A 24,428-nucleotide genomic window follows, 5' to 3' on the forward strand; every position below is an offset into this window, starting at 1 on the left:
TACTTAATTAGTATAGCATCTATTCTACAAAGACTATGTCTTGAAAATAGCTCATAATAATAGGCGGAGAATCTCTCCCCGCCCCATAAATGTGATGTTTAAGCAGCAAATCTGCCGGCAGAATCAGTTGAGCAGTGCAGCAATCGCCGTACCTATAAGGTTCCCGTTTTCAGCCTTTACAAATTCACAATAGATATTTTTGGTTTCATTCATATATGTTTTTACATAGTGTTCCAGCTTGCCTTTAAACAATTTTGATTTATAAAAGGTAGATCCATCAGCCGTAATACATACCGGAGCGCAAGGGTTAGTGCCCTTTCCTGTCTTGAGGATTGTAGCTGCAAGGTTAAAGGTGACAAATTTTGCCGCTCTCTCAAATATTGCATCAACCAGATTGAATAATACCAGTCTATCTTCTTCATTACCGGAAGCCGCACAGCATGCAGCCAAAATATTATCTGCATAAGGATAATACAGAAAGTCATCGATTTCCTTCGAGGATAGTATTTTTACTTCCTTAAGTTTTTCTTTGAATTCCCCCGAAAAGAGTTTTTCTTCAGCTGCCTTCCTGATGACTGCAAGTACTAGTCCACCTTGATATGCACCTGAAATTGCCTTTTCAAAAGCATACTCCCCTGGGTTGACGGTTCCACTGTCAAACTCGGCATCAATTCTACCTCTTGGCACTTTTTTATAGCCACCGGATTCTACATTGATAAGCATTGAACCTTCTGATGTTTTAAGTTCCTCCACCTTTCCGATGTTACAGTTTTTTTCTATGTAGCAGGTATTTGTTCCTGTTCCGAGGATGAACCCGATATAGCTGTCAAACACCCTGTTTGGAAAAGATGCTTTGCCGCCCAGCAAAGTAGCTACAGTATCATTAAGCAGCACTATGCTTTTTTTATTGTCATAGCCATGCTGTCCTACAGCTTTCAACAGGTTTTCGCCTATCATCTCACCTTCAACCCCACGGACTTTTACTTCCTTGCTGAAATTCATCAGACGTCCGTCCTTATTTGGAAGTGTTTCGGCAGGATAAGAAAAACAGAAGCCGATTTTCCTGCTTTTATCTATTACAGGCAGCAAGTATTTTGCCATCGTGTCAAAAAACTCATCCTTATTCAGTTCACCCTTGGTCCCCGGCATAGGATATACATTAAAATCCTCGATAACCGCGTTTTTATCCTCATCAAAATGTACGACACATACCCTGAAGTTCGTACCCCCGGCATCAATTACAATAACAGGCTCGTTGACAGGAATTTCCTTATCCATACTTATATATGTAGGAATCATCCTTAAAGAGCTGTTTGCTGAATCAAGCCCCTTTTGCATTTCTTCCATAAACATTTCACAGTTTTTTTCAAGGTCGACAGTTGAAAAATCCATCTCATACTTTTTTAAAAAAACACTCACTTTTTCTCTTACGTTATTCATAAATATCCCCCACAAATATATTTATATTTAAACTTTTTTGTTTAAAAATCGTATTAGTCCATATCAATATATATATTCCAGCTTACGGATCCCAGGCTGTTATCTCGAAAGCTCAATAAAATCAACTTCCGAAAAACCAATATGAATATTATACTTTATTTTAAAGATATATTCCAGTATCTTAGAGCACAGTGGGGATATTTTTACCAAATGATTTGGTATACTACTGCCCTCAAAAGAAAATCATAGTATGCGGGCAAATGTATACACTTTTCTCTTGTCCCTACCTTTCACTACTGTAAGGATGCAAAACACAACCATAATAGTTAATTCCTTCAAAGGCACCACAAATTCAAGACCTGCCAGAAAAGAGAAAATAAATGCTGCAGCGAATGCAAGTATGAAAGCTGCCGATATGGCTTTTACAGATTCCGTCACATAACTGCCGGAAAGCTTTATCAGACGAACGCCCGAAACAAACGAGAAACATGCGGGAACTGCAAAAAACAATAATATTACATTTATCTTCAATGCATTGATAAAATTATGTTCAAGCCATGTTGGAAAATATCCCGAAGAGGCATTTGAATTGTTTATTGCTTCAATGACTTTATCGGCATAAAAGCCGAAATCAAAAACATTATTCAGGGGAATGTATTCAGTGGGGATATAAATCCCGGTCTTTACTGCTGCAATCAGCAATGCAGCACTAATGCCAAATACAGCAGCACCGGAAATTATGCTGCAAATATAAAGTATGTTTCTTCTAATGAACCCTATAAAATAATGATCCTTTTTCCTGCTTCTCAGTACAGCAAAATTGTACTTAAGATAGTTTATCAACTCAGACGCCAGCATCAAAACGCACCATACCCCGACAGCAAGAATAAATACACTTTCCAGCTGTGATACCATCGCAGAAGCACCGTAATAATCTTTTATATTATACAAGTCGGGCTGGACAAGTAATTTCTCACCAAGAAACTTTTTAACTTCATTTCCTCTTGAACCTGTGTTTTCAAATGATGCATCCTTGAGGTACATGGTATCTACACGCAAGTTTTCATAATTTTTCCGGCTTGTAAAAGGAACATATACCCTTTCAGCCCCATCTGAGCCAAGTATGGCAAATATGCCACTGTTTTCTTTGTATAAACCTACTATCTTATATGTCTCTCCGAATAATTCCAGTTCATTCCCTACTGCATCTAAGCCCGCAAAGAGTCTGACTGCAAGCTTCTCGCTTATTAAGACAATATTTGACCCTCTAATTAATGCATCTGCAGAAAAATATGACCCTCTGGTAACCTTGATACCGGAAAAATTCATATATCCACTGTCAGTCAGTTTAGTCTTTACCGGAAGCGTGATATCTCCTTTTACAAGAAATGAATCAACCTCTGTTGATACCGATACAGCTCCATTCTTGAAAAAGCCGGAAGCTTTACTCAGGCTTTTATACCCGATATGCCTTGTCTCATCATACTCCGTCATGCTTTTTATATTAACCTCTATTCTTTTCGTATAAATACCTGCCACTGATATGAAGGAAACACCTATACCGTTCATAACAATCAGAATGAAGAGCAGCACAGCCAAAGACCTGAATATCTTGAAGGAAGAATACCGCTTCAACTTATCAGCATTGCCCAATAATATCACCTCAACTTTACCTGCGCCTTATCAACAAGTTCTTTCGACCAATAGCTTACAACACGGCTCTCGGTATCTATTACACCTGATATGGCCGCATCGAAATCATCGGTTTCCTCAACTCTGACGTATATCATCTCTACGTAATGTTCTTCTCCCAAAGCACCCCCGCGCTCCTTCAGCACAAACACAGCATCCTTTCCGGATTGTTTTACTACGCTGTTTTTAGGTACAATCAGCCTGTATTCCCTGCTTTTTTTAGTGATATTGACTTCCACTTCCTGTCCGTCTTTGAGGTTTCCTTTATCATTTTTTACCCTAGAAATAAAGATATACATATCTTCATTTGACAGGTACCGCTTTTCAGTTATTTTCCCATCAAACGTAAAATGAGAATCATCCTTCAGTTCAAAATCCGCCCTCCCGCCTTCCTTAAGCTCTTTTGACTTGTTAGCATTTAGTTTCCATTGTATGGTAATCTCTGAGCTTTTTCCGGTTATCTCAAAAAGCACCTGTCCGGAGCTGCTTGTTGCACCTTTTTCAGTTGAGATGGTTTTGACGAAACCATCTATAGGCGATCTGATGATTCCATCTTTGGGGAGCTTGCTTTGTAGATTGGCAAACTCAAGATTCTTCAGCTGTAATTCCGCCTCCTTCTCATTTATATATCTTTGGTATTCATTTGAATTTCTTATTATTTCATCCTTTTTATTTTCAAGCTCTTTTTGTACAGTCTCATACTCAAGCTTTGCCTTCTCAAGTTTTTCCTCAGCCTCGCCAACACTTTTTCTTGATTCTGCACCACTTTCATAAAGAGTTGTAGCGGTTTCCAGCTCTCTTTCTGCTTTTGCTGCATCTTTCCCGGCCTGTGTTATTTTTCTCTCATATGTTTCTAAATCTACGCTTTGAAAATTCTCCCTGTATTTTTGCAGCTCATTTTCCAGCTTGATAATATCAAGCTCCTTTCTCTTAACATCCAGCTTGACATCACCTACCTCAACTCTTGCCAATTCCTCACCTTTTTTTACTGTACTTCCTTCTTTAATCCTTACGTTTGTTACTCGCCAGTCCCCATAAGCAAATATTTTTTCGGTGCTTTCCACCCTGACCTCCCCTTTAGCCCTGATCTCAGTTTGCAGAATACCGCTTCTGGGGCTGCCGCATTCTACCTCAGGCAGGAGGAAATTATTTATTGTCTTGGAAAAGAATGTGAGGATAATCACTATTATAATGAATATTGCTGAAAAGCCTCTTATTAGTCTCTTCCTCGGTTTCATACCTGTTGTGATGTTAGCGTTTTCCATCTTATTAACCTCCGGCACATATAAGTAAACATGTATTCAGTTCAGTGTTTTGTTGTAAATAATCCTATTTGATTCCGGAAAGCTGGATACCCTCTATAAGAAAATCTTCACCATACAGAAAAACCAGCAGTGCAGGAATCATATATAATAGCCCGCATGCAAAAGCAATGCCGATATCTTCACTATTGATCCTGGACAAAAAAACAGATAGTGGATGCATATTTACATTCTTCAGGAATATCAGTGGCTGTTCTACCATATTCCAATTGTCAATAAATACAAGAATTGCAAGAGAAGCCAAAGCTCCTTTGCACTGAGGGAGCATCACTCCGGTAAAAGTCCGGAAATACCCTGCTCCGTCGATTTTAGCCGCTTCACAATAATGATTAGGTATATACATCATAAATTGCCTTAATAAAAATACACCGAATGTAGAAAACACCCCGGGCATTATCACTGCCGCATAAGTCCCAAGCATATCCAACTGTTTAAGCATAATGTAGTTCGGAACCAGTGTAACCTGGAAGGGCATCATCATCACAATTATATAGAGAAAAAATATTTTATCCCTGAACGGAAAGCTCAATTTGCTGAAAGCGTACGCAGCCATGGATGAAACTATAATCTGTCCGATTATTATAGGAATGGTAATGATTACAGAATTCCAGAACATTATAAGAAACTTTGGCTTTCTGAGCAGTACGTTGTAGTACTGCATAAAACTTACACTCTCAGGAATAAGCTTAAAACTGACAGTATCCTGCCTTTTATTCTGTATATCACCATTATCAGCTACAGTATTATATGTTTCGGCTACTTCCTTACTGTCCATAAATGAGTTGGTAAGCATATATGCTACCGGAAATAGCAGCACTACTGATACTGAAAACAGAATCACGTACCTGCATATATTTCCGATCCCGCCCCGCATTCCAAGTGTTTTGATGCTCATCCGATATTCCTCCCGAATCTTGACTCCATTTTAAAGAGAAAAGATACTAAAAAGGCTATTACAACAGTCAGAATGAATGCAGCAGTAGTAAGTTTCTGATATGACAAATTGAAGAAGTTATTGTTCATAAAATGCTGGAGCAGATAAATGTGCATATCGGGATAGCTGCCCGCCAAAAGGTATGCTTCACGGAAAACCTTAAAAGAGTTTATGATTGATATTATGAATACAAAAAATGCTGTAGGGGCCAAAAACGGAATCGTTATGCTTGTCATGCACCTGAACCTGCCTGCACCATCCATGCGTGCTGCTTCGTAATATTCCGCAGGTATATTGGCAAGACCTGCAAGAAATAAAACAACATTATATCCGCAGTTTTTCCATATGTATAACATAACAAGCACAACCACCGACCACCGGGTTCTCATCCAATCAACAGGCCCTATTCCGAAGAAAGCTGCAATTCCGCTTAAAGCTCCATTCTCATCAAACATGATCTGCCATACTAATATTACAGATGCAACAGGTAAAACCAGCGGAAGTATAAAAAAACTTCTGAAATATGATACCCCTTTTATCTTTCCATTAAGGAGGAGCGCAAAGAAGAATGATAACAGAATAATCAAGGGAACACTGATTGCGTTGAATATCAAAGTATTCTTTGATGCCAGGAGAAAAGAGCCGCTGTTAAGCAGCTCTTTAAAATTGTCCAGACCGGCAAACTCAGATCCTCCTATTCCTCTTGTGAAGCAATAATACAAGCTTATGACAAAAGGTATCATAAAGAACAGGCTGAAACCTAAAAGGCTTGGTACGGCAAAGAGATATCCTGCTGCTGCTTCCCTTGTCTTCAGTCTGATCACGCCTCTATCCTCTGAAAGTATATTCTTTTTCATATCTTCCTCACTATTCATTCAAAAATAGCATAACCTTGTCATCCATTTCCCTGGCAGCCTGCTCTGCAGTCTTTTTTACCGCAAGGTAGTCATTAAGTGTCTCGTTTACTATTTTACCGATCTGACTGTCATGAGCCATTCTTATTTCAGCTCTTTCAACCAAGCTGCTTATACGGTCTGTAAGATTTTTTGTCAGCGGTATTGACTTGAATGAACCTGAACCATAGTTGTACTCCATTCCTTTTGCCTTATCACTTGAATAATATTCTGCATCCTCAATATAGGCTTTCAGGTTTACTGGATATCCAATAGTAATATTGGGATTTCCATGGCTATCGAGAGTTTTCTGAAGATCTTTTGACAATAACAGTTTCACGAATTCAAATGCTGACTTTTTGTCTTTACATTTTGAGTTTATAGCTACAAGATCCGATATTTCGGGTGTTACACTCTTTACACCGGTACATGTAGGCATCGCCAACAGTTCCATATCTTCTCCGAGCACCGATTTGTACAGAGAATTGGAGGACATTAACCTCTCAGGTGAACCAAGCCCGCGCTCGGTTATCATGACTGCTGCATTATTGCCTAACAAACCGGCAGGAGTGCTGTATTTCTGATAATCCTCATCTGTTCCGATAGCTTTTTCAATATCTTTATAAACCTTTAGTAAGCCTATAAATTCCTTGCTTGAGAAATAAGACTTTTTATTTTTATAATCTACCAATTCAATTTCACAGTTCTTAAGGATATTTTTGAAGCTAAAATTAGAATCAAAAAACTTCTTTGTGGGGTTTTTTTTCAAAAACTGCCTTACATATTCCCCCAGAGTGTTCCAGGTCCAGTTCCCCTCTTCAATTTTTATGTTGTTTTTTTCAAGTATTTTCTTCGAAGTAGCAAACATATCAATATCATATCTTAAGGGAATAAAATATCTTTTACCTTCAATATTACCTGCATTAAGTACCTTTTCGTTGTAATCCGATAAGTTAAAACCCTTATCCCCTTTAATCAATTCATTCATATCACAGAATGCTCCACTGGAGAGGGTTTTACGTAATGAATTGAAAAAGTCGGGTTTGAAAATAACTACATCAGGCCCCTCTCCAGCCATAACTTCCGTCGCCAGCGTATTTCTGTATTCTTCATACTGGCTAAATGAAAATGATTTTGCATCTATATAAACATCAGGATACTTTTCATTAAATTCCCTTACGGTATTGGTAACAAACATCTGGAAGTCAACATAATAAAGTTTAAGGCTGGATGATGCTTTAGTGCCTTCAGCAGCTTTCACCTTATTCTTTGCCTCTTCATTAATTTCTGTCTTTAGTTCTGATTTTAAATAGCTGTTTATCCTTTCACGGATTCTATCAACTGCTTCACTTGCCTTAATATTCTCTTTTATAAACTTCTGAAGTTCTTCCCTGATTATATTGAAGGCTTCATTATCGATATACCTGCTTTCTTGCATACCGTCAACCAAAGCATCCAACTGTTCAATTAGCTTCTTTATTGTTACATCAGTCTTACAACCACCACCTCTGCCCGGGTTAAAACTCATATTATCCCCTGAAGGCCCGTCAATACATTCTTTTTTCAGTTTTTCATAAGCTTCCTTATTCACCGGTATACCAGAAGCAAAATCATTACCCTGGAATTCGTTGGATAGCATAAGTTTGATAAAATCAAAAGCCGCCTTTTTGTTCTTACACTTTTCATTTATTGCAGCAACAACACTGATATCCGCTGTGACATGCTTTTTACCGTCTAAAGAAGGGATAGGATACAAAACAGGGTCTACTTCGGATTTAAAACTGGAATAATTCTGCCATAAGTTTTTGGGGCCTGTAACCATGCCACCAGCCATTACAGCTTTATCATTCACTAAGATATCAGATATGCTTGAAATTGAGTATTCCTTTGCCATATGGTCAGCAGGGACAAATGCCGGATAAAGCCCTTTGTACTTTTCCATAAGCATAGCAAGCTCTGTAGTATCAACAGCAGCTTCTTTTTTTTCATAATCAATAATGGGGGTATCTAGTGACTGTAATAAAGGCTTGATGTCTATTTCATTTAGAAAATATTTTTCCTTATCTGAGTTTACTTTCATCAATTCGCGGGCTGAAGTAATTAATTCATCCAAAGATAGTTTACTAATATCAAGAGTTACGTTATTATTTTCCATTTGATCTTTTGTTGTAAATAGTGCACTAAGGTTATAAAACAGGGGAATCAAATATCTTTTGCCTTTATACTCACCATAACTAAGTACTTTTTCGTTGTACTCCGACATTTTGAATGATTTATCATTATCAATCAACCCCTTTAAATCGCAAAAAGCTCCTCTATCCATGTATTGAGATAGATTTGGTATCGAAAATGTATTGGCCACTATCACGTCCGGCCCTCCACCGGTTGCAATTTCGGATTTTAGAGTGTCTTCAAACTCTTTGACCTGATCATTGAAAAATACCTTTTCTTTAATCTGGACATCCTTGTGTTCACTATTGAACTTTTTTATTGCATTCTTTGTATTTGTATCATATTCTAAAACATAAATACTTATCTGGCTTGCTCCACTTCCGGTATCATCTGAAGAACAGGCCGTAATACCTGCCAGCATTACAAGCGCCAGGCATAAAGCTATCACTTTTTTAAAGCTCATTCTAAACTCCCTCCACATTTGTTTGTAATATTTAATGTTTTTCCTATACCCTTTTGCTCCGAAGCAGGGTATATAACTATAAGTGTATTAATGTGGAAAAAAGGTTTTGTAAAATAGAAATTTTTATCCCGAAAATAAATCAGCTAGCTAAAAAGGGAATATCCGGACACACTGTGATTTAGTGTCCGGATATTCCCTTTTAGCAACAACTTCGTTAATATTCAAGATATATTACAAATGCAACAAAAACAACCATAACCATACTGACAACGAAATCTATTCTTCCCAGTTTAAGCTGCTTCATTCTGGTCCTGCCCTCACCACCTCTGTAGCATCTGGCTTCCATAGCTATAGCCAGGTCATCTGCTCTCTTAAATGCACTGACGAAGAGAGGTACAAGCACAGGAATAAAGCTTTTTGCCCGCTGCACAAGATTTCCTGTATCAAAATCTGCGCCCCTTGCAGCCTGAGCTTTCATTATCTTATCTGTTTCTTCCAGAAGAGTTGGAATAAACCTTAATGCAATAGTCATCATCATGGCTATTTCATGAACCGGTACTCTTATGCGCTTTAAAGGCCCCATAAGTTTTTCTATCCCATCCGTCAGAAGTATTGGTGTAGTAGTCAAAGTAAGCAGAGAGGCCCCAATTATAAGTAATGAAAGCCTTAGTGTCATTTTAGCTGTAAGATCCAACCCTTCATACGTGACCTTTATGATACCCAGCTCCACGATGGGTGTTCCTTTTGTCGTAAACAGGTTTATGACAGCAGTGAAGATGATTATGAACAAAACCGGCTTTAAACCCTTTATTGTATACTTCAACGGAATATCTGATGCAATAATCACCACCAAAGTGAACATGGCAAGCATACCAAATCCCATATAAGTATCTATAATAAAAACAGCAGTCATATATATGATAGTCAGAATAATTTTTATCCTGGAATCAGCCCTGTGAAGGAAGGATTCTCCAGGTATATACTGACCCAGAGTAATATCCTTAATCATAGCTTTACCCCTCTCAGATATTTCATGATTTCCGATTTTGCCTCTTCTACAGTAAATACACCATCCGCGATGTTTGGAAAGGTTTTTTTCAGCTTTTTTATAAGATATGTTATCTGGGGAGCGGAAAGTCCTACGCTTTCTAGCTTTTCTACATCTTTAAACACATCTGCAGGTGTTCCATCCATCTCAATCATTCCTTTATTCATTACAATAACTCTTTCTGCAAACCTTGCAATATCCTCCATGCTGTGCGAAACCAAAACAATGGTTATTCCAAGCCTTTTATGCATTCCTGATATGAATTTAAAAACCTCATCCCGTCCCTTGGGATCAAGACCCGCTGTCGGTTCATCCAGCACCAGTATACCCGGATTCATAACAAGAACCCCTGCAATAGCTACCCGCCTCTTCTGACCTCCGGATAATTCAAACGGAGACTTTTGCAGAATAGATTCATCCACCCCTACAATGCTAAGTGTATCATACACCCTTTTCTTTATCTCATCTTCCCCTAACCCCTGCTTAATAAGCCCAAAGGCAATATCCTTGTATACTGTCTCCTCAAAAAGCTGATGTTCAGGGTATTGGAATATGATACCTACATGCTGTCTGAGCTCCTTAAGATTCTTACCCGAAGTATCTATATCATTAATTATAACTCTTCCTGCAGTAGGCTTTAATAATCCATTCAGATGCTGTACCAGGGTGGATTTACCAGACCCAGTATGCCCTATAATCCCCACAAACTCACCTGTATTTATCTTCAGGGTTACATTGTTTAAAGCGTTCCTTTCAAAGGGACTGCCTTTCATATATATATGTGTAAGGTTTTCAATAACAATCGACATGTATATCTCCTAATTCCAATAATTGTTTTAAAATTAACAATTACTCTATATTAATTATATAGATTACGTTTATAACTTCAAGTATATTTTATATTCGTAGCGAAAATACTACCCCACAACAGGTATTTATAGGATATAATTAATAAAGAAACAGTATTCAAAAATTAAGCAAGCGAGTATATCAACTGAAAGGATGACCTGGATGGACGAACATTACTATACCATAAACCCTACATCAGAAATAAAAGAGAAGAGCTATTCCTACACAATAAAAGACAAAACTTTGAGTTTTGTTGCAGTAAGTGGGGTATTCTCTTTTGACCTAAGAGTAGATAAGGCTTCTGAGCTCCTTATAAAAAATTTTACTCCATCGGCTTCTTCAATACTGGACATGGGATGTGGATATGGCCCTATCGGACTGTTTATCAAAAGCATATTCCCTGATCAAAGAGTATATATGACAGATATAAACAATAGAGCCATTGAATATGCAAAACTCAATGCAAAAAATAACAGGCTTGAAGTAAACATATGTCAGAGTGACCTTTTTTCAAATCTGACTAACAAGAAATTTGACGATATAGTGTCAAATCCTCCTATTGCTGCTGGAAAAAAGCTACTGACCGGCTTTATAAATGACTCAAAAAATTATTTGAACCCAAACGGATCATTATGGCTTGTTGCATTCCACAACAAGGGCGGCTCAACTCTAAAGGAAATCATGAACAAAGCCTTCGGCAATGTAGAAGATATAGAAAAGAGCGGCGGAATACGGGTGTACAAAGCAGTTAATCGATAGTATCTATAAGTAGAGCAATGACTGCCCTATTTACGTATATGTTTTTGCACTATTCTTATTAAGCAGGTTTACAAGATACTCATATGCCTCTTCCACATTCAGTATATCCTCAGGCAGACTTATACCCTCTTTTCTCAATTCATAAAGAAGCTCCGTCACCTGAGGTACATCAAGTCCTAATCCCTTTACTTTTTGAACATCCCTGAATACTGCCCTTGGCGTCCCCTGCATCACTAACTGTCCTTTATCTATTACAATAACCCTATCCGCCAGAGTTGCTTCATCCATATGATGGGTAATATGTATAATTGTAATTTTTTCTTCTTCATTTAGTTTTTTAAGAACATTCATTACTTCTCTTCTACCTATTGGGTCAAGCATTGATGTTGCTTCATCCAATACTATACACTTTGGTTTCATTGCCAGAATACCAGCTATTGCCACTCGCTGCTTTTGTCCACCCGATAGCAGGTGAGGTGCATTTTTTGCGTATTCAGAGATACCTACCGTTTTTAGTGCTGCATCAACTCTTTCCCTTATTTCCTCAGGCTGGATGCCAAGATTTTCAGGCCCAAATGCTACATCCTCTTCTACTACTGTCCCTACAATCTGGTTGTCAGGATTCTGAAACACCATACCAGCAGTTCTTCTTATGTCCCATACTAACTGTTCATCTCTGGTACTTATACCCTTTATATAAACAGTACCGCTTGCAGGAAGCAAAAGCGCGTTGACAAGTCTGGCAAAAGTAGACTTTCCTGAACCGTTTCGCCCTAAAATTACAACAAATTCGCCCTCATCAATATTTATGTCAATATCCGTCAAAGCACGGACTCCAACATTTTCTTCGCTATGTGATTTATATATATAGCTTACATTTTCCACGGATATAAATCTCTTCATACTAACACCACTCTTATAAGATAATATTTCTAAGTTTGTCTTCCATAAAATTTTATCATTATTTTCTTCTAATAAAAAGGCTCAACTAAATTTCCTTTATCTATAACCTGCATACAAATAAAATTAGGGATTAAGCTCACATAAGTTAAATCACTTACGATAACCTAATCCCACTTTTATCATTTTATATTAATTAAACTAATTCAAGAAGAACTACTTCAGCAGCGTCTCCTCTTCTAGGTCCGAGTTTGTATATTCTTGTGTACCCGCCGTTTTTGTCCTTATATTTCGGAGCTATTTCATTGAATAATTTATCTGCCAGGTTTACTGCTTTACCATCAGCATCTTTAACTCTGTAAAGCCATGCCATAGCCTGTCTTCTTGCATGAAGTCTTGTAGGGCTGTCTACTGTAACCATATCAGTCTTCTCTTCCCTGTCAACTACCTCATACTTCTTACCGTTTTTAGATGTAGCAGTTTTAGTAATTTTTTTACCAGCACTATCGAGTTTAGCAACTGTAACTTTAACCTGCTTTGAAGTAAAGTTATCAACTTCTTTGATAGCTGTTGCTATCAGTTTTTCAGCAATATTTTTAACTTCCTTGGCTCTAGCCTCAGTTGTTTCTATTTTACCATTTTCAAACAAAGATGTAACAAGGCCTTTTAATATAGCCTTTCTTTGATCGGTAGCACGTCCTAACTTCCTTTGAAGTGCCATTTGCTAATTCCCTCCTTCACTTAGAAATCTTAGTCTTCACTTGGAGCAAGTGATAATCCCAAAGCTTGAAGCTTCTGGAGAACTTCTTCAAGAGACTTCCGTCCGAGATTTCTTACTTTCATCATATCTTCCTCGGTTCTATTTGTCAGATCCTCAACAGTATTTATACCTGCTCTCTTTAAGCAGTTATAGGATCTAACTGAAAGATCCAGTTCCTCTATAGTCATTTCCAGAACCTTTTCTTTCTTAGTCTCTTCCTTCTCTACCATGATTTCTGTATGCTTAGCATTGTCAGATAAATCAATGAACAGATTAAGGTGTTCGTTTAATATTTTTGCTCCTAAACTGATTGCCTCATCAGGTTTTATACTTCCGTTAGTCCAAACTTCCAGTGTCAACTTGTCATAGTCAGTTACCTGTCCTACGCGGGTATTCTCCACTGTATAGTTCACTTTCTTTACAGGAGTATAAATGGAGTCTACCGGTATAACTCCAATCGGCTGTCCCGGCTGTTTATTCTTTTCAGCCGATATATAACCTCTTCCTTTGCTTATGGTCATTTCCATATATAATCTATGGTCACCATTTAATGTAGCAATGTGCATATCAGGATTTAAAATCTCTACATCTGCATCTGCTTTAATATCTGCAGCTGTAACCGGTCCTTCACCATCAGCGTCAATATATACTATCTTCTGTCCTTCACTGTGAAGCTTTAGAGACAACGCTTTGATGTTAAGTATTATTTCTGTAACATCTTCAACAACTCCAGGAATTGTTGAAAATTCATGCAAAACTCCATCAATCTTTATAGAGGTTACAGCAACACCTGGCAAGGAAGATAAAAGAATTCTTCTTAATGAATTTCCAAGAGTTATTCCATATCCTCTTTCAAGCGGCTCAATAACAAATTTTCCATAAGTGTTGTCTTCACTGCTAGCTACACATTCTATTTTCGGCTTTTCTATTTCTATCACCAAAAACCCTCCCTTATCAAACTTTTTAAACAAGTTTTCATCCGTTTAAACTGTTCCGCGTTTAAACTAAGCAAAACTTCTATTCTTTTGAGGGCAACTGATTCATAATTCGTTATTTCTGGCGTATATATAACAAAATACTTTATTCCTGATTGTGTAGAATCTTCAGTTGCTGTTCCAAGTATAGTTATCTTTAATTCATTACTTGGAATATAACTCAACTATAAGGTGTTCCTTGATTGGTAGATCAATGTCTTCTCTTGAAGGCATTGCAACAACCTTACCAGTCAGATTCTCAGCATCAAATTCCATCCACTTCGGAATAACTTTGCTTCCAGTTATTTCAGTAACTGACTTTATTTTGGGTGAGCTTTTGCTCTTATCCTTTACTGCAATCACATCTCCTACTTTTAGCAAATAGGAAGGTATATCAACCTTTTGTCCATTTACAGTAAAGTGTGCATGTTTAACCAACTGTCTTGCTTCCGGTCTGGATGTAGCAAGGCCAAGTCTGTAAACTGCATTATCAAGTCTCAATTCAAGTGTCTGAAGAAGGTTTTCACCTGTAATTCCTTTTTTGCTAGCTGCCATTTCAAAATATTTTCTGAATTGGCCTTCAAGTACACCATAGAATCTTCTGACTTTTTGCTTCTCACGAAGCTGGATTCCATACTCAGAGAGCTTTTTCTTTTGCTGACCATGTTGACCTGGAGCATAAACTCTCTTCGCTACCGAACATTTATTAGTATAGCATCTTTCACCTTTCAGGAACAGCTTTTCACCTTCCCTACGGCAAAGCCTGCAAGATGCATCCGTATATCTAGCCATCTAATTTCTACACCTCCATAAATTAATTGACAATTGACAGATGACAATTGACAATTAATTTTCCTTCATTGTCAATTGTACATTGTAAATTGCAAATTGCCTTTCTTACACTCTTCTTCTTTTAGGTGGTCTACAGCCGTTGTGAGGAATTGGAGTTACGTCTTTGATAAGGCTAACTTCAAGACCTGCAGCCTGTAAAGCTCTGATTGCAGCTTCTCTACCTGCACCAGGCCCTTTTACATATACTTCAACTGACTTCAAACCATGTTCCATAGCTGCTTTTGCAGCTGTTTCCGCAGCCATCTGAGCTGCATACGGAGTACTTTTTCTTGAACCCCTAAAACCTAAACCGCCTGCACTTGCCCATGATAAAGCATTTCCAGCAGTATCAGTCAAGGTAACGATTGTATTATTAAACGTTGAACGGATATGCGCTGCACCACGTTCAATATTCTTACGTTCTCTTCTTTTTCTGGTAACTCTTTTAGCACCAGCAGTTTTAGTTGCCATTTAGTAGCCAACCTCCTTATTACTATTTCTTTCTCTGTACGCCAACTGTCTTCTTAGGACCTTTTCTTGTTCTTGCATTAGTCTTTGTTCTCTGGCCTCTTACAGGAAGACCCATTCTGTGTCTTCTACCTCTGTAGCAACCGATTTCTATAAGTCTTTTAATGTTTAAAGCAATTTCTCTTCTTAAGTCACCTTCAACTTTGTACTCTTTGTCTATCATTTCTCTGAGTTTGCTTATTTCGTCGTCTGTTAAATCTCTAATTCTTGTATCAGGATTTATGCCAGTCTGAGCAAGAATTTCATTTGATTTAGCCCTACCAATTCCGAATATATAAGTCAACCCAATTTCTACCCTTTTTTCTCTGGGTAAATCAACTCCGGCAATACGAGCCATTCTTTACTACACCTCCACTAAATCTTAATGACAATTGATACTTGACAATTGACAAATTGAATACATGAAAGCTATGTTTACCTTGCTTTCATGAACATATGAAATTCGGACAATCCAATCGGATTCTTTCACCCAAACTTCTTACTAACCAGCAATATAGTTGTCTCCCTAATATAAAGGGTCAAGTTTAAATCTTACTGGTTCAAATTATATAAATTATCATCACAGGACACAATTATATACAATCGTGCAGCCGCTCCCAGATGTAATTTCTAAACTTAGCTTTCAATTGATAACTGACAATTTATAATAGTTAAAATGCCAGGCTAAATTGGCATTGTATTCATTATACATTGTCAACTGTCAATTATCAATTGTTTTGTAATTATCTTTACCTGAAAACCATTATTGTCACTGGCTTCAGATAATATCCCATATTACTTTCGATACTAACCTTGTTTCTGCTTATGCTTTGGATTTTCGCAGATAACCATTACTCTGCCTTTTCTCTTTATTATTTTACATTTCTCACAAATTACTTTAACTGATGGTTTTACTTTCATTGTTACTCCCTCCTTTTCTTACTTAGCTCTCCATGTTATTCTACCACGGGTCAGATCATAAGGAGAAAGTTCTATAGTCACTTTATCCCCTGGTAAAATTCTAATAAAGTTCATTCTTAGTTTTCCCGATACATGAGCCAAAACTTTATGTCCGTTTTCTAGTTCTACCTGAAACATTGCATTTGGCAATGCTTCAATTATTTTGCCTTCAACTTCAATTACATCTTCTTTCGACAAAACTTAAAACCTCCTTACGTAATCTCAGTCTATATATAAAACTGTAATTACTCTTTCTGTGCATTACTCATTAAAGCTAACAACATTTATTGTTCACAAGCAGCCTGTTCATCACTGTTCAATGCTGCAAGGGCTTTTCTAATTTCAGAATTTGTCACCTTATGCTTATTTACCAATTTTTCATTTAAAGTAACTATTATTTCACTTGTTATTCCCAAATGCTTTAGTTTCTTTTTTTTAGGTTTATCTATCCTTCTGAGATCACCATCTGCAATCACCACATATGCATCATCAATTATATCATAAATAATGAATTTTCTTCCGGCATCCCTTCCTACCTTTGAATAAACAACCTGGCCTAAGGCAATATCCAAAAAAATCACCTCTGTCAACTGCATAAGCTAGTCTTTCAAGTTTTATCAAACGCTTTTAACTGTCGGCACTTACCGAATAATTGCAGTCAACATTACTATAATAAAATACTTTGTTCCAAACTGCAATTAAAAGTTGATTTCAGCACACTAGATTTTTGTTAAAATAATCGGCTCTTTATCTGTAATGGCGATAGTATTTTCATAATGGGCAGACAAGCTACCGTCCTCAGTAACAACAGTCCATTTATTTTCAAGTAATTTGACAAAGTATTTTCCAGCATTAACCATAGGTTCCACAGCTAGTGTCATTCCGGGTTGAAGCCTTGGACCTCTCTCTCTCGTACGGTAGTTAGGTATTTGTGGTGCCTCGTGCATTTCTTTTCCTATACCATGACCTACATACTCCCGCACTACGGAAAATCCATTACTTTCAACATAGTTTTGTATAGCAATAGAGATATCAACTATCCTATTTCCATCCACAGCTTGTTTTATTCCCTCATAAAAGCTTTGTTTGGTAACATCTATCAGTTTTTGTGCTGCATCCGATATTTTTCCTACCGGGAATGTTCTTGCAGCATCAGCATGAAATCCGTTGAGATAAACTCCGATATCCACACTTATAATATCTCCATTTTTTAACTCTCTTAAACCCGGTATACCATGTACAACCTCGTCATTCACAGACGAACATATGCTGGCAGGGTAATCTACAGCCCCCGGCAGACCTTTATATCCTTTAAATGAAGGTATTGCTCCATTCTCTCTTATAAAACCCTCTACAATTTTATCAATTTCAAGAGTAGTTATTCCGGGCCTCACAGCTTCCTTCACCTTAATCAGAGCTTCCGCCAGTATCTCCCCTGATTTTTTCATTAATTCAATTTCCGCTTTAGATTTTATAGAAATCATTATTTAGCACCCAATCGAATATCAAAAGATTTTTTTATTAACTTTTTGATATTCCGGTCAAAGCATTGATCAATTCCTTTGACGTATCCTCAATTTTTTCCTGTCCTACTACATTTATAAGTTTACCTTTTTTCTTGTAGTATTCTATAAGAGGTTCTGTCTGTTCATGATAGGTTTTCAGTCTGCTTATGACCGTTTCTTCCTTATCATCTTCCCTTTGGATTACTTCAGTACCACATTCACACTTACCTTCATTTTTAGGAGGATTGTATAAAATATGGTAGCTCATTCCGCATCCCGGGCACACACGTCTTCCTGATATTCTTTTGATTATGTTTTCTTCTGGAACATATATATTTAAAACCGCATCCAGACCGACACCCATCTCACTTAGCACCTTTTCCAGGTATTCAGCCTGAGGTATAGTCCTGGGAAAACCATCAAGGATAAATCCTTTTTTACAGTCGTCTTGCTGGATTCTGTCCTTTACTATACCCACAGTAACTTCATCAGGAACCAGCATGCCTTTATCAATATATTCCTTTGCTTTTTTACCGAGTTCTGTACCGCTTTTAATATTGCTTCTAAAAATGTCACCTGTTGATATGTGCGGAATATTATATTTCTCTGCTAATACTACTGCTTGAGTACCTTTTCCCGCTCCAGGCGCACCTAATAATATAAATCTCATATTCTCCTCCATCTTAAATCAATTAAGAACTAAGAATCGGATCCAGGAGCTAACCTTTAGAATCCAGAATGAAGAATCAATATATTATCTATCAATTCTTCATCCCCAATTCCTAATTATTAATTATTCAAGAAAACCTTTATAGTGCCTCATCAACATCTGTGATTCGATCTGTTTTACTGTATCTATAGCAACACCTACTAATATGAGGAGTGCTGTACCTCCAAAGAACAGACCTTTCACCTGCAAAATCGACCCCACTATTGTCGGTACTACAGTTATTACTGCTAGAAATAATCCACCGAACCAGGTTATTCTGTTAAGTACCTTTGATACATAATCGGAAGTTGGCTTCCCTGGTCTGATACCAGGTATAAACCCACCGTTTTTCTTCATGTTATTTGCAATTTCAATAGGATTGAATTGAATAACTGTATAGAAGAATGTGAAGAACATAATGAGCAACGCATATATAAGTGAATACCATATGCTGTCAGTAGAGTTCTTCAACCAAAGAAGAATCGGGTTTTCCGATTTTGGTGCAAAGAAGGTTATCATCTGCGATGGAAACATCGTAATAGACATCGCAAATATGATAGGAATAACTCCTGCAAGATTAACCTTTATCGGAATATGTGTACTCTGACCTCCGTACACTTTTCTTCCTACTACCCTTTTTGCATACTGTACAGGTATCCTTCTTTCAGCTTGATTTACCCATATAACTAATGCTATAACAGCTATAAAAACTACAAGGATCCCGATTATAGCAAGAATTCCTATAATTCCTGAACCCAGCTGTCCACCTGTATAATAATTTATAAGGGTAGCTGCTCCGGCAGGACCTCTTGATACGATACCTGCAAAGATTATCAATGATATACCGTTTCCAATACCGTATTCAGTTATTTGCTCACCAAGCCACATCAGGAATGCTGTACCGGCTGTGAAAGTCAGTGTTATAGTTAGAAAACTTAGCCAGTTTCTTCCTCCAACTACTGCTCCACCTAACCCTATATACAAACCAACGGCTTGTAAAAATCCTAACACAACGGTGCCGTACCTAGTGTATTGTGCAATTATCTTTCTTCCTTCTTCCCCTTCCTTCTGTAAACGCTCAAGGGCGGGGATTGCCACAGTTAAAAGGTTCATAATGATCGATGAGTTAATGTATGGTGTGATGCTCATTGCAAATATTGTTGCGAGTTGAAAAGCACCGCCTGTTATAATATCAAACATTCCGAATAAAGCTCCACCCGACTTAACCAGGTTTCTGAATTCATCTGCGTCCAGAAACGGAACGGGTATATGGCCACCGATCCTGTATATAATCAGCATAGCGACTGTAAACAGAATCTTTTTTCTTAAATCGGGAATTTTCCAGGCATTTCTAAGTGTCTCAAACATGCCGCCCATACTATACCACCTCGACCTTTCCTCCTGCAGCCTCTATTTTTGCTGAAGCTGTCTTAGTAAATTTCGCAGCTTGTACTGTAAGTTTTTTGCTTAATTCACCAGTTCCTAAGATAGCAACTCCGTCAAATAATTTCTTAACTATTCCTGTTTCCTTCAATAATTCAGGTGTAACAGTTGTTCCGTCTTCAAAAACGTTTAATGCAGAGACATTAACTTCCGCATAAGCATTTGCGAATTCTTTATTGTTGAAGCCTCTCTTTGGAATTCTCATATAGAAAGGCATTTGACCACCTTCAAAACCAGGTCTTACACCGCCACCAGCTCTTGCGTTCTGACCCTTGTGTCCTTTTCCGGCAGTTTTTCCGTTTCCAGTGCCAACACCCCTACCTTTTCTCTTCGGAGCAGTTTTTGCACCTTCTGAAGGCTTTAGCTCAAACAGTTTCATGGATTACACCTCCCTTTAAATTTCCTCTACTGAAATCAGATGGGAAACTTTATTAATCATACCTCTTATCTGAGGATTGTCATTATGTTCAACTACACTTCTTATTTTCTTTAATCCAAGTGCTTTTACTGTAGCTACCTGGTCGTCCTTAGCTTTGTTAATACCCCTTACAAGGGTTATTTTTAACTTTGCCATGAGAAGTTCCCTCCTAAGCCTGTACTTCTTCTACAGTCTTACCGCGAAGTTTAGCGATTTCTTCAGCTGTTCTAAGCTGAGCAAGACCTTTGATTGTTGCGTTAACCATGTTAATAGGATTATTTGAACCAAGTGATTTGGTCCTAATATCATGTATACCAGCTAATTCAAGAACCGCTCTTACAGGTCCTCCGGCAATAACTCCTGTACCTGGTCCTGCAGGTTTCAAAAGAACCTTGCCTGCACCATATTCCCCTATAGCCTCATGAGGAATAGTAGTTTCTACAAGAGGCACTTTAACCAGGTTTTTCTTAGCATCTTCGATACCTTTTCTGATTGCGTCCGGAATTTCAGCAGCCTTACCCATACCGCTTCCTACATAACCGTTTTCGTCTCCTACGACTACTAATGCACTGAAACGGAAGTTTCTACCACCTTTAACAACCTTGGTAACACGTCCTATATTAACAACCTTTTCTTTGAGATCCAATGTGCTAGCATCAATACGTTGCAAATTCTTCCACTCCTTTCACTAAAATTCCAATCCCGCTTCTCTTGCAGCATCTGCAAGTTCTTTTACTCTTCCATGATAAATGTAACCGCCTCTATCATAAACGACCTGTTTTATTCCTTTATCAAGTGCTTTCTGAGCAACAAGTTTGCCAACTTCCTTAGCTGCTTCCTTGTTTCCTCCAAAAGCAAATTTTCCCTTTAAAGCTTGATCAAGAGTTGAAGCTGCAACAAGAGTAGTCCCTGTTGTATCATCTATAATCTGTGCATATATATGATTCAAACTTCTAAAAACATTCAGTCTTGGGCGTTCTGCCGTTCCGCTGATTTTTTTGCGGACTCTTGTATGCTTTCTAAGCCTTGCTACATTTGAATTTGGCTTGTTTATCATTTATTCTCACTCCTTCCTACTTCTTGCCTTTACCGCCGGTTTTACCTTCTTTACGTCTGATTACTTCAGTCTCATACTTAATACCTTTGCCCTTATAAACCTCGGGTTCACGCTTAGACCTGATCTTGGCAGCAAATTCACCCACCATTTGTTTATCGATACCCCTTACTATAAGTTTATTCGGGTTAGGAACCTCTACAGTTATACCTGCAGGCTCTTCCATCTCTACCGGGTGTGAGTAACCAAGAGTAAGAACAAGTTTTTTGCCCTGTTTTTGTGCCCTGTATCCAACACCATTTATTTCAAGATTTTTTTCAAATCCGTTAGTAACACCTTCAACCATGTTGTTTACAAGTGTTCTAGTCAAACCATGCAATGCTTTATGCATTTTTTCATCAGAAGGTCTTTGAACAATAATGGTATTATTTTCTACCTTTATTATCATATCCTTATGAAGCTGCTTTGTCAAAGTACCTTTTGAACCTTTTACTGTAACTGTGTTATCACTTTCAATTTTTACATCGACGCCCTTTGGCACGGCAATGGGCATCTTTCCTATTCTAGACATTAAAACTACCTCCAGTTCTTTAAATTATGAGTGTATCCTCTTCGGGTACCACCCTTTTCAGAATACGCCTTCGGTTTGAGCTTTAGGCTTGTGGCTATAACCTTTAGTTAAGACTAGGATTAAGATAAAAACATATATAAATTTGTTTTGTAAGTATTTATTTCCCAAAATCAAAGTTTATCTGTGTCTTTATCTATTCCATTATCTTTTCTAATGCTTATTACCTATTTCCAACCACTTGCCGTAAGGTTTACCATATGAATGCAAGAACTTCTCCGCCAACGCCTTCTATTCTCGCCTTTTTGTCTGTCATTAATCCCTTTGAGGTTGATAAAACAGCTATACCCAGTCCTCCTAGAACCTTAGGTATCTCTTCTTTACCTGTATAAACCCTCAAACCAGGTTTACTTATTCTTTTAATACCTGTAATAACATTTTGCTTATTACCTGTATATTTCAAACTTATTCTTATTATGCCTTGCTTTCCGTCACTAACTTCCTCTATACCCTTTATATATCCTTCTTCCAATAAGATCTTGGCAATTGCCTTTTTCATATTAGAAGCCGGTACATCAACGGACTCATGCTTAGCAGAACTTGCATTTCTTATTCTAGTAAGCATATCTGCTATAGTATCTGATATTTGCATGGGCTCAACCTCCTTCCAATGATTGTATTACCAACTTGCTTTTTTTACGCCGGGAATCTGACCTTTATAAGCTAGTTCCCTGAAGCACAAACGGCATATTCCGAATTTTCTTATATATGCATGCGGCCTTCCACAAAGCTTGCATCTATTATATGCCCTCGTACTGAACTTGGGTGCTCTTTGCTGCTTTAATACCATCGCTTTTTTTGCCACGCGCTAATCCCTCCTTAACTCTGGCTAAATGGCATGCCTAGAAGTTTTAAAAGTTCCTTGGCCTCTTCGTCTGTATGTGCTGTAGTAACGAATATGATATCCATACCCCTTACCTTGTCTACCTTATCATATTCAATTTCAGGGAAAATCAACTGATCATTAACGCCCATGGAGTAATTTCCTCTGCCGTCAAATGAGTTATTCTTAACACCTCTGAAATCTCTTACCCTAGGTAATGCAACATTGAAGAATTTATCAACAAACTCATACATTCTATCTCCACGCAAAGTAACTTTGCATCCGATATTCATACCCTGTCTTACTTTAAATGCAGCAACCGATTTCTTTGCCTTTGTTACAACCGGCTTTTGTCCGGTAATCAAAGCCAAGTCGCTAACTGCTGAGTCCATAGCCTTCGGATTATCCTTTACTTCGCCAACACCCATGTTTATGACCACTTTTTCCAGTTTAGGAACTTGCATGGGGCTTTTATATTTAAACTTTGACTGTAATGCAGGAATCGCTTCCTTACTATACTTTTCCTTTAATCTAGCCATTAATTATTAACCTCCTTTCAGAAAGAGTCTTACTTATTGTCTTTATCTGTTGAAAATGTGTCTATTACTTCTCCGCACTTTTTACATCCTCTTGCCTTTTCCCCGCTGTCAAGTACCTTTTTTGCTATTTTTGTAGGCTTTCCGCATCTTTCACATACAATCATAACCTTGGCACTATTTATTGGAGATTCCTGATGTATTATTCCACCCTGTTGATATCTGCTTCTTGGTTTTACATGCTTTGTTGCCATGTTAACACCTTCTACCACAACCATGGAGTCATCAGGATTAACGCTTAATACTTTACCTTTCTTTCCTTTATCTTTACCGGAAAGAACGTATACTGTATCACCTTTTTTAACGTGAACCTTATTAGCCAATTTAAGCCGCTCCTTTCTTTTGAAAGACTCCTACCTTAAAGAACTTCTGGTGCAAGTGATAAAATCTTCATATAATCCTTGTCTCTTAATTCTCTTGCAACAGGTCCAAATATACGTGTTCCTCTTGGGTTTTTATCTTCCTTTATTATAACTGCTGCGTTTTCATCAAATTTTATATATGAACCGTCCGGACGTCTAACGCCTTTTCTTGAACGAACTATAACGCATTTTACAACGTCACCTTTTTTTACAACACCACCGGGTGTTGCATTTTTAACCGAAGCAACAATTACATCTCCTATGTTTGCATACTTCCTCCAGGAACCTCCAAGAACCTTTATACACATCAATTCCTTCGCTCCCGTGTTGTCTGCAACCTTGAGTCTGGACTGTACTTGTATCATTCTGGTACCTCCTTCCGATTA

At 37.8% G+C, this 24,428-nt stretch carries 31 protein-coding genes; 1 reads left to right on the forward strand and 30 read right to left on the reverse strand.

Annotation, left to right across the window (positions count from 1 at the left end; translation table 11 throughout):
• Positions 1-123: 123 nt before the first annotated feature.
• From N3I35_14845 to N3I35_14880, 8 genes are all read right to left on the reverse strand, one after another.
• Positions 124-1,440 (reverse strand): hexokinase, encoded by a 1,317-nt coding sequence (locus N3I35_14845; protein ID MCX8131356.1) that lies wholly within the window; start codon positions 1,438-1,440, stop codon positions 124-126.
• A 243-nt stretch (positions 1,441-1,683) separates the two neighbouring features.
• Positions 1,684-3,093: an ABC transporter permease gene (locus tag N3I35_14850; GenBank protein ID MCX8131357.1), complete on the reverse strand. Its 1,410-nt coding sequence runs from the start codon at positions 3,091-3,093 to the stop codon at positions 1,684-1,686.
• A gap of 5 nt (positions 3,094-3,098) precedes the next feature.
• The gene (locus N3I35_14855) at positions 3,099-4,397 is read right to left on the reverse strand and encodes an efflux RND transporter periplasmic adaptor subunit (protein MCX8131358.1); all 1,299 of its coding nucleotides are present in this window, start codon (positions 4,395-4,397) and stop codon (positions 3,099-3,101) included.
• A 64-nt stretch (positions 4,398-4,461) separates the two neighbouring features.
• A complete protein-coding gene (locus tag N3I35_14860; protein MCX8131359.1) occupies positions 4,462-5,349 on the reverse strand; it encodes a carbohydrate ABC transporter permease in 888 nt (295 codons plus the stop codon).
• Positions 5,346-6,245 carry a sugar ABC transporter permease gene (locus tag N3I35_14865; protein MCX8131360.1) on the reverse strand — a complete coding sequence of 300 codons (900 nt, stop codon included), beginning with the start codon at positions 6,243-6,245 and terminating at the stop codon, positions 5,346-5,348. The genes N3I35_14860 and N3I35_14865 overlap by 4 nt, the downstream gene beginning before the upstream one ends.
• A gap of 10 nt (positions 6,246-6,255) precedes the next feature.
• The gene (locus N3I35_14870) at positions 6,256-8,916 is read right to left on the reverse strand and encodes an extracellular solute-binding protein (protein MCX8131361.1); all 2,661 of its coding nucleotides are present in this window, start codon (positions 8,914-8,916) and stop codon (positions 6,256-6,258) included.
• Between the two features lie 214 nt (positions 8,917-9,130).
• Positions 9,131-9,925 carry an energy-coupling factor transporter transmembrane protein EcfT gene (locus N3I35_14875; protein ID MCX8131362.1) on the reverse strand — a complete coding sequence of 265 codons (795 nt, stop codon included), beginning with the start codon at positions 9,923-9,925 and terminating at the stop codon, positions 9,131-9,133.
• Positions 9,922-10,773, reverse strand: coding sequence for an energy-coupling factor transporter ATPase (locus tag N3I35_14880; GenBank protein ID MCX8131363.1), 852 nt, complete (start codon positions 10,771-10,773; stop codon positions 9,922-9,924). The genes N3I35_14875 and N3I35_14880 overlap by 4 nt, the downstream gene beginning before the upstream one ends.
• Before the next feature lie 202 nt (positions 10,774-10,975).
• Here N3I35_14880 and N3I35_14885 point away from each other — a divergent pair, with 202 nt between their 5' ends.
• A complete protein-coding gene (locus tag N3I35_14885; GenBank protein ID MCX8131364.1) occupies positions 10,976-11,572 on the forward strand; it encodes a methyltransferase in 597 nt (198 codons plus the stop codon).
• 30 nt (positions 11,573-11,602) lie between these two features.
• On the opposite strand, the gene N3I35_14890 is transcribed toward N3I35_14885, so the two are convergent.
• The 22 genes from N3I35_14890 to rplN all read right to left on the reverse strand — a co-directional run bounded on the left by N3I35_14890 (position 11,603) and on the right by rplN (position 24,407).
• On the reverse strand, positions 11,603-12,475 hold the full coding sequence (locus tag N3I35_14890) for an energy-coupling factor transporter ATPase (GenBank protein ID MCX8131365.1): 873 nt from the start codon (positions 12,473-12,475) through the stop codon (positions 11,603-11,605).
• Between the two features lie 193 nt (positions 12,476-12,668).
• Entirely contained in the window at positions 12,669-13,193 is a 525-nt protein-coding gene (locus tag N3I35_14895) for a 50S ribosomal protein L17 (protein ID MCX8131366.1), read from the reverse strand.
• A 29-nt stretch (positions 13,194-13,222) separates the two neighbouring features.
• Positions 13,223-14,170 (reverse strand): DNA-directed RNA polymerase subunit alpha, encoded by a 948-nt coding sequence (locus N3I35_14900; GenBank protein MCX8131367.1) that lies wholly within the window; start codon positions 14,168-14,170, stop codon positions 13,223-13,225.
• 201 nt (positions 14,171-14,371) lie between these two features.
• On the reverse strand, positions 14,372-14,998 hold the full coding sequence (gene rpsD, locus N3I35_14905; protein ID MCX8131368.1) for a 30S ribosomal protein S4: 627 nt from the start codon (positions 14,996-14,998) through the stop codon (positions 14,372-14,374).
• A gap of 105 nt (positions 14,999-15,103) precedes the next feature.
• Positions 15,104-15,508, reverse strand: a complete 405-nt coding sequence (rpsK, locus tag N3I35_14910) for a 30S ribosomal protein S11 (protein ID MCX8131369.1) — start codon at positions 15,506-15,508, stop codon at positions 15,104-15,106.
• A 22-nt stretch (positions 15,509-15,530) separates the two neighbouring features.
• Positions 15,531-15,902, reverse strand: coding sequence for a 30S ribosomal protein S13 (gene rpsM, locus N3I35_14915; GenBank protein ID MCX8131370.1), 372 nt, complete (start codon positions 15,900-15,902; stop codon positions 15,531-15,533).
• Between the two features lie 449 nt (positions 15,903-16,351).
• Positions 16,352-16,465 carry a 50S ribosomal protein L36 gene (rpmJ, locus tag N3I35_14920; GenBank protein ID MCX8131371.1) on the reverse strand — a complete coding sequence of 38 codons (114 nt, stop codon included), beginning with the start codon at positions 16,463-16,465 and terminating at the stop codon, positions 16,352-16,354.
• An 18-nt stretch (positions 16,466-16,483) separates the two neighbouring features.
• Complete coding sequence (gene infA / locus N3I35_14925; protein ID MCX8131372.1) at positions 16,484-16,702, reverse strand: translation initiation factor IF-1; 219 nt, start codon at positions 16,700-16,702, stop codon at positions 16,484-16,486.
• An 86-nt stretch (positions 16,703-16,788) separates the two neighbouring features.
• On the reverse strand, positions 16,789-17,076 hold the full coding sequence (locus N3I35_14930; protein ID MCX8131373.1) for a KOW domain-containing RNA-binding protein: 288 nt from the start codon (positions 17,074-17,076) through the stop codon (positions 16,789-16,791).
• A gap of 147 nt (positions 17,077-17,223) precedes the next feature.
• Positions 17,224-17,988: a type I methionyl aminopeptidase gene (gene map / locus N3I35_14935; GenBank protein ID MCX8131374.1), complete on the reverse strand. Its 765-nt coding sequence runs from the start codon at positions 17,986-17,988 to the stop codon at positions 17,224-17,226.
• Between the two features lie 37 nt (positions 17,989-18,025).
• A complete protein-coding gene (locus tag N3I35_14940) occupies positions 18,026-18,679 on the reverse strand; it encodes an adenylate kinase (protein MCX8131375.1) in 654 nt (217 codons plus the stop codon).
• 123 nt (positions 18,680-18,802) lie between these two features.
• Positions 18,803-20,095 carry a preprotein translocase subunit SecY gene (gene secY / locus N3I35_14945; protein ID MCX8131376.1) on the reverse strand — a complete coding sequence of 431 codons (1,293 nt, stop codon included), beginning with the start codon at positions 20,093-20,095 and terminating at the stop codon, positions 18,803-18,805.
• 1 nt (position 20,096) lies between these two features.
• Positions 20,097-20,540, reverse strand: a complete 444-nt coding sequence (gene rplO / locus N3I35_14950) for a 50S ribosomal protein L15 (protein MCX8131377.1) — start codon at positions 20,538-20,540, stop codon at positions 20,097-20,099.
• A gap of 15 nt (positions 20,541-20,555) precedes the next feature.
• A complete protein-coding gene (rpmD, locus tag N3I35_14955; protein MCX8131378.1) occupies positions 20,556-20,735 on the reverse strand; it encodes a 50S ribosomal protein L30 in 180 nt (59 codons plus the stop codon).
• A 13-nt stretch (positions 20,736-20,748) separates the two neighbouring features.
• Positions 20,749-21,249, reverse strand: a complete 501-nt coding sequence (gene rpsE / locus N3I35_14960) for a 30S ribosomal protein S5 (GenBank protein MCX8131379.1) — start codon at positions 21,247-21,249, stop codon at positions 20,749-20,751.
• 18 nt (positions 21,250-21,267) lie between these two features.
• Positions 21,268-21,636, reverse strand: coding sequence for a 50S ribosomal protein L18 (rplR, locus tag N3I35_14965; protein ID MCX8131380.1), 369 nt, complete (start codon positions 21,634-21,636; stop codon positions 21,268-21,270).
• Between the two features lie 16 nt (positions 21,637-21,652).
• Entirely contained in the window at positions 21,653-22,204 is a 552-nt protein-coding gene (gene rplF, locus N3I35_14970; GenBank protein MCX8131381.1) for a 50S ribosomal protein L6, read from the reverse strand.
• A gap of 250 nt (positions 22,205-22,454) precedes the next feature.
• The gene (gene rpsH / locus N3I35_14975) at positions 22,455-22,853 is read right to left on the reverse strand and encodes a 30S ribosomal protein S8 (GenBank protein ID MCX8131382.1); all 399 of its coding nucleotides are present in this window, start codon (positions 22,851-22,853) and stop codon (positions 22,455-22,457) included.
• A 27-nt stretch (positions 22,854-22,880) separates the two neighbouring features.
• Positions 22,881-23,066, reverse strand: a complete 186-nt coding sequence (locus N3I35_14980; protein ID MCX8131383.1) for a type Z 30S ribosomal protein S14 — start codon at positions 23,064-23,066, stop codon at positions 22,881-22,883.
• Between the two features lie 14 nt (positions 23,067-23,080).
• Entirely contained in the window at positions 23,081-23,623 is a 543-nt protein-coding gene (gene rplE, locus N3I35_14985; GenBank protein ID MCX8131384.1) for a 50S ribosomal protein L5, read from the reverse strand.
• Positions 23,624-23,652: 29 nt separating this feature from the next.
• Positions 23,653-24,003 carry a 50S ribosomal protein L24 gene (rplX, locus tag N3I35_14990; GenBank protein MCX8131385.1) on the reverse strand — a complete coding sequence of 117 codons (351 nt, stop codon included), beginning with the start codon at positions 24,001-24,003 and terminating at the stop codon, positions 23,653-23,655.
• A gap of 35 nt (positions 24,004-24,038) precedes the next feature.
• Positions 24,039-24,407 carry a 50S ribosomal protein L14 gene (gene rplN, locus N3I35_14995; GenBank protein MCX8131386.1) on the reverse strand — a complete coding sequence of 123 codons (369 nt, stop codon included), beginning with the start codon at positions 24,405-24,407 and terminating at the stop codon, positions 24,039-24,041.
• Positions 24,408-24,428: the final 21 nt, after the last annotated feature.

The organism is Clostridia bacterium, assembly GCA_026414765.1.
In the GTDB taxonomy this organism is placed as follows: Bacteria; Bacillota; Clostridia; order Acetivibrionales; family DSM-27016; genus SKW86.